This window comes from Halanaerobium sp. (assembly GCF_003070835.1).
This window is the reverse complement of record NZ_QBLR01000220.1, coordinates 1-5,699: the sequence shown is the minus strand read 5'-3', so window position 1 is coordinate 5,699 and position 5,699 is coordinate 1. Positions and strand designations below refer to the sequence as shown.

Below are 5,699 nucleotides of genomic sequence, written 5' to 3'. Positions count from 1 at the left end.
AAAAGGAGTAGTGAGCAAAGAGAATGCATAATGTAACAATGATTGCTGGAGATGGAATTGGACCAGAAATTTCAGAGGCTGTAGCCAAAATTATAGATGCTGCAGGTGTGGAAATTAATTGGGATAAGGTAGAGGCTGGAGCTGGAGTGATGGATAAATATGGTACTCCCCTTCCAGAAAAAGTTTTTGAGTCAGTTAGAAAAAATAAAGTAGCTTTAAAAGGGCCAATCACAACACCTGTAGGCAGTGGTTTTAGAAGTGTTAATGTTGCAATTCGTAAAGAATTAGATCTATATGCAAATGTGCGACCACTAAAAGTACATGCCAGAAAATTTGCTAAAGATGAAAATTTAGATATGGTAGTTTTTAGAGAAAATACTGAAGGACTTTATGTAGGGATTGAGCATTATGTCGGTGATGAAGCGGCAGAAAGTATAAAAATAATTACTCGTAAGGCATCACGCAAGATAACAGAAAGAGCTTTTGAATATGCTGTCCGTGAAGGAAGAAAAAAAATTACAGCTGTACATAAAGCTAATATTTTAAAATTTAGTGATGGTCTCTTTTTAGAAGAAGCACGTAAAGTTGCTAAAAAATACAAAAAGACTAATCCAGAAATAGAATTTGATGATAAAATTGTTGATAATATGTGTATGCAGATGGTGCAGTATCCAGAAGATTACGATGTTTTAGTTACAACTAATTTATATGGCGATATTATTTCTGATTTAGGTGCTGGTTTAATAGGTGGCCTGGGGCTTGCTCCTGGAATGAACTTAGGTGATGATTTAGCTGTTTTTGAAGCAGTCCATGGTAGTGCTCCAGATATTGCAGGCCAAAATAAAGCAAATCCGGTTGCTCTGCTATTTTCTGGAATTTTAATGCTTAAACATCTTGGAGAAACTGAGGCAGCAGATAAAATAGAAAAAGCGGCTTCTTTAGTTTTAAATAAGGGAGAAGTTTTAACTAGAGATTTGGGTGGTAGTGCCTCAACTGATGAAATAACAGAAGCTATAATTTCCGAATTATAATTAATAGAAGCTTAAATTATTTAAGAGAAGAGAGGAGAGATTAGTTAATGGAAGCTAAAATGGAAAAATTATTAGATTGTTTAACTGAATACAAGAAAAAAGCAGCAGCAAGAAAAAATGCTTATGGACTTGACCCCAGGCCTTTAGAGGCAGGGGAAGTTGAATGTCTTTTTGCTGGTCTGAAAGTGGAAAGTTTAGAAAATGAAAAATTCGAGATATTTACAGAAGAAAGATTAGATAAATTAATTCTGAGGCTTATTTCAGAAGAAGTAAAAAGGGGGACATTTCCTGCTGCTCATGCTAAAGCTGAAGGACTGGCAGAAATTATTAAAGAAGCAAAAATAAGAGAGGTAGAAAACCCTTATTTAAGTTCCAGCAGGGCATTAGAGCTGCTGACAAAAATGAAGGGTGGAGCCGCCACTTCTCGTTTAATTGATTTATTTGCTAAAGAAATTTATAGAGAGCAGATAACTGAAATTTTAAAAGAGACGGTATTGGTAACCAGAGCTGATTTTAAAAAATTAAAAGAACTTGCAGCAGAGAATCCATATTTTAAAAAGAAAATTGATGAGTTGATGCTGAGCTGGGCTTATCGAGAATTTGCTGAAGACTGGGAACTTAAGGATCAATATCAGGGAATATCTTTAAGAGTTGGTGATAATATTACAACAGGACACTTAAGTCCTTCTAAAAATGCTAACAGCAGAACAGATCAGCCTCGTCACGCTCAGTTTGTAATGGATGGACGTGATGATGAAGAAAATCTCTGGGGCAGATTAAATGAACTTAAAGCCAAAGGAGAAAGTGTATTCTTTACAGCTGATAAAGCACTTGGAGAAGGTTCATCCCGTAAGTCAGCTACGTATACAATGCAGCAGCTTTTAGGAAAACCAGTGGCAGGTGAGCCAGAAAAGAAAAAAGGCGGAGTTGTAATAGCAAAAAGTTTTGCGCCTATCTTTAAAGAATCGTTGGTGGCTTCAGGAATCTTGCCACTGGAAGCTGATACTACTGAGATTAAAGAAGGAGATAGTCTTAAAGTTGATTTAACAGCAAAAAAGATTTTGGTTAATGATGATTTAGAAATTGAAATTGAATTACCAATTGATTATAAGATGAAAAAAATTGCAGCAGGTGGTATGACTTATTTTGATGCAGGTAACGAACTTCAAAAAATGGCTTTAGCTTACTGTGAGGAAAATGAAATTGAGACTGGTGATATCAAAACACCTGCCGAGCAGAATGTAGTCAAAGAAGATTCTAAACCCGCTCAAACCTTAGCTCAAAAAATTGTAGCTTATAACCGTCTTGATGGTAAGGATACAATCTTGCCAGGTGAAACAGCTCAGGTTAAAATGAGAGGGGCTTTTTCTCAGGATACAACTGGTCCGATGACCATGGATGAATACCAATCAATGGCCGGAGAAGATTTTGGAGCAGAATTTGTTGTCCAGTCTTTATGTCATACTGGCGAATGTCCTTCCAGTGCAGAAAGAGATACTCATAAATTTTTACATGAATTTGTGACAAAAAGGGGTGGAGTTTGTTTACAGACTGGAGAAGGTATTATTCATACGATTGGTAATCGTTTTGTGCTGCCGACTGATGTAATAGTTGGTGGAGATTCCCATACCAGAACTCCACGTGGAGTTTCTTTTCCAGCTGCTTCAGATATTGTGGCAGGAGTTATGAAATATGGTAAACAGGATCTGACTATGGATGAATCAGTTAAAGTTAGATTTACAGGTCGTCCACCAGCAGGAATTACTGCTCGAGATCTAGTTTCTGCTTTAGTAGTTTATGCTGATAAAACTGTGGGTAAAGAAATTTATAATGGTCGAGTTATTGAAATGGAAGGTTTAGACTTTCTAAGTTCAGATGAGCGTTATATTTTAACAAATGCTGTTGCAGAGCGAAGTGCTTCAGCAGGTGTAGTACCATCTGATGAGATTACTATTGAGACTATTAAAGAAAATCTCGAGTATTTACAATCACGTCCGGATGCTGATTCGTCTCCATCTGTTAAAAATACCATTAAAGCAATTGCAGATTATCTTAAAGATCCAATACTCTTTGAGGCAGATGAAAATGCTGAATATGCTGCAGAAATTGAAATTCCTTTAGCAGAAATTTCCGAGCCTTTAGTTGCTAAACCACATCACCCCGATAATGTGGCTGCTTTAAGTGAGGTTGAAGGAGAGAAAATTGATGAGGTTTACATCGGCAGCTGTGTTGGCGGAGACTTAAAAAGCATTCAGGAAGCAGCATCAGTAATTGCTGGTCATAAGATACCGCAAGATATTAACGTGGTTGTGGGACCGGCTTCTCGTGATATTTACGAAGAATTAATTGTTGATGGCACAATGGAAAAACTAACAAAGGCAGGAGCGACTGTAATTATGCCTGGCTGTGGATTATGTATGGGTAATAAGCGAAGGATTGGATCTGGTGCTACAGCTTTTACCACTACAACTCGTAACTATCAGTCTCGCATTGGTCCTTCTGATTCCCGGACCTATCTTGGCAGTGCTCAAGTAGCAGCAGCTACAGCAGTACTAGGGGAAATACCAACTGCAGATCAATATTTAGAATTATATAAAATAAGGTAGGTGTATATTAGTTTATTTTCCTTCCTCTCAGATCAACAGCGTACCGTTCGTTGTTACTGGATGTTTCATTAATAATTAATTACTGGTGCATATCCTTCCGTAAAACTAAAGTATTCCAGTTTCTTTAGTAATAACTAATTTGTAAAGATTATTGCAAGTATTAGGCTATTGGATATTATCCAATAGCCTTTTCTTATATTGTCATATTCCCACGCTTTAGTTTTTCATCCCCGATTTTCTGTGCATTCTAAAGCTTATTTTAACTTTCCTCCACCATTTCCAGTATTATTATTCATTTTTTGTCCACTAGTCAAGCTCTCTCATCTTTTTTTATATCAACTATTATAAAATAGCTGACTCAGCCGATAATTGTCTGTTTTAATTCTCTTAATTGATTTCGGATGGACTCTAACCCTTATTTTTTTCGATAAAATGAAAATCCTAAGAATTTTCTTATCCTGGGTCTGTCGACTACACTTTTTACCGTATTGACTTTAAATTTCAGTTTCTTTTCAATAAATACGGTTATGCTCTTCATAACTCTTTCAGCCTCTTTTTGCTTCTGACATAGATCTGGTTGTCATCGGCATAACGACAGAATTTATGATTGGATTTCTCCGGTTCTTTATCTAGTTTATCCAGCATAATGTTGCTGAGCAATGGACTTATAGGCCCGCTTTATTCAAAGCAAATGAAAACAGAGCTCTTATATGTTAACTAATTTTCAGATTACTTTACATAATATTCCTCTTTGCATAAGCCTCCTTGAGGATAACCATAACATCGTTATTTAGCGTGATACCCCTTATGCGGATTAAGTACGTTAACCTTTGAAATTAGTATTTAACGCCAGGTTGCATCAATATGTCACAAAAAAACGAGGCCCTCTTAGATAAAAAATGATTATTTATGAATTTGAATATCATATGGGTTCTTGTTAGGCCATTGCCATAATTTTACATCATAGCAAAATGGGTATCTCTATGCATTTTTTCTAAAAAATTATTGACAATTATACGCTATATAATAAAAACTCCCATTCATAAGACTGGGATAATTTACAAATAAATTTATGAATTTAAATCAAAACGTTTTACTGACTGATTTAAATTAGCTGACATTTCAGCAAGTGAGTCTGCCAATGAAGTGATTTCTTCGATTGAAGCATTCTGTTCCTGACTGGCAGCTGCTACTTCCTCAGTATTAGCAGAAGTTTCCCCAGATATACTTGCAATTTCACCGACTTCATGAACAATTTTCTCAGTATAACTGTCCACATCTTCTACAATTTTAAGGGAAGACTCTATACCGGTAGCAGCATTTTTTATTTTGTTTTCTATATCACCAAAAGAATCTTCGGCACTGCTGACAACATTTTCTCCATTCTGAATTTCATCAATTCCATCATCCATTCGTGAACTTGCAGTTTTGGTTTCTACCTTAACGTCCTCTACTAATTTTCTGATTTCTTCGGCAGAATTTACTGATTCTTCGGCTAGTTCTCTAATCTCATCTGCAACTACAGAAAATCCTCTACCAGCTTCACCAGCCCTTGCGGCTTCAATTGCAGCATTTAAAGCAAGTAAGTTTGTTTGTTCAGCAATATTATTTATTATATTCAAAATTTCACCAATCTCATTAGATATTGTCTCTAAATTAGAAATACCCGCTGCAACTTCTTCAATAGCATTTCTTATTTTAGCCATTTGATTGCTAACCTTATCGATTTCAGATTTTCCATCTGTTGCTGCATTTTCCATTTCATCAGCCAGTTTTTCTACTTCCTGGTTTGAATTTTTTAATTTTTCAATGTCTTCAGCAAGAGTTTTGATTTGTTGATTTATAGTATCTACACTTTCAGCTTGATTATCTGCACCAACTGCCACATCATTGATAGATTTAGCAATTTGTGTTGATACATTACCAACTTCATTTGAAACTTCTCTCATGTAATTTGAAGATTCTTCTACTTCATCAGAAGCATTATTTATTTCACTAATAATATCTTTAAATTCTCTTATCATATTATTAAATGATTTACTAACTTCATTAACTTTAATCA

At 35.5% G+C, this 5,699-nt stretch carries 3 protein-coding genes and 1 pseudogene; 2 read left to right on the top strand and 2 right to left on the bottom strand.

Annotation, left to right across the window (positions count from 1 at the left end):
• Window positions 1-23: 23 nt before the first annotated feature.
• Both CI949_RS15815 and CI949_RS15810 read left to right on the top strand, forming a co-directional pair.
• Window positions 24-1,031, top strand: coding sequence for an isocitrate/isopropylmalate dehydrogenase family protein (locus tag CI949_RS15815; RefSeq protein ID WP_290768058.1), 1,008 nt, complete (start codon window positions 24-26; stop codon window positions 1,029-1,031).
• Between the two features lie 47 nt (window positions 1,032-1,078).
• A complete protein-coding gene (locus CI949_RS15810; protein WP_290768055.1) occupies window positions 1,079-3,637 on the top strand; it encodes an aconitase family protein in 2,559 nt (852 codons plus the stop codon).
• 377 nt (window positions 3,638-4,014) lie between these two features.
• On the opposite strand, the pseudogene CI949_RS21000 reads toward CI949_RS15810, so the two are convergent.
• Window positions 4,015-4,312 (bottom strand): annotated as a pseudogene (locus tag CI949_RS21000) (reverse transcriptase domain-containing protein); the annotation flags it as partial.
• 395 nt (window positions 4,313-4,707) lie between these two features.
• The coding region (locus tag CI949_RS15800) for a methyl-accepting chemotaxis protein (protein WP_290768050.1) at window positions 4,708-5,699 on the bottom strand (992 nt) is incomplete at its 5' end.

Bases quoted from the DNA above. Each gene is read 5' to 3' on its own strand.
- CI949_RS15815 (WP_290768058.1), top strand. From the start codon at position 24: ATGCATAATGTAACAATGATTGCTGGAGATGGAATTGGACCAGAAATT.
- CI949_RS15810 (WP_290768055.1), top strand. From the start codon at position 1,079: ATGGAAGCTAAAATGGAAAAATTATTAGATTGTTTAACTGAATACAAG.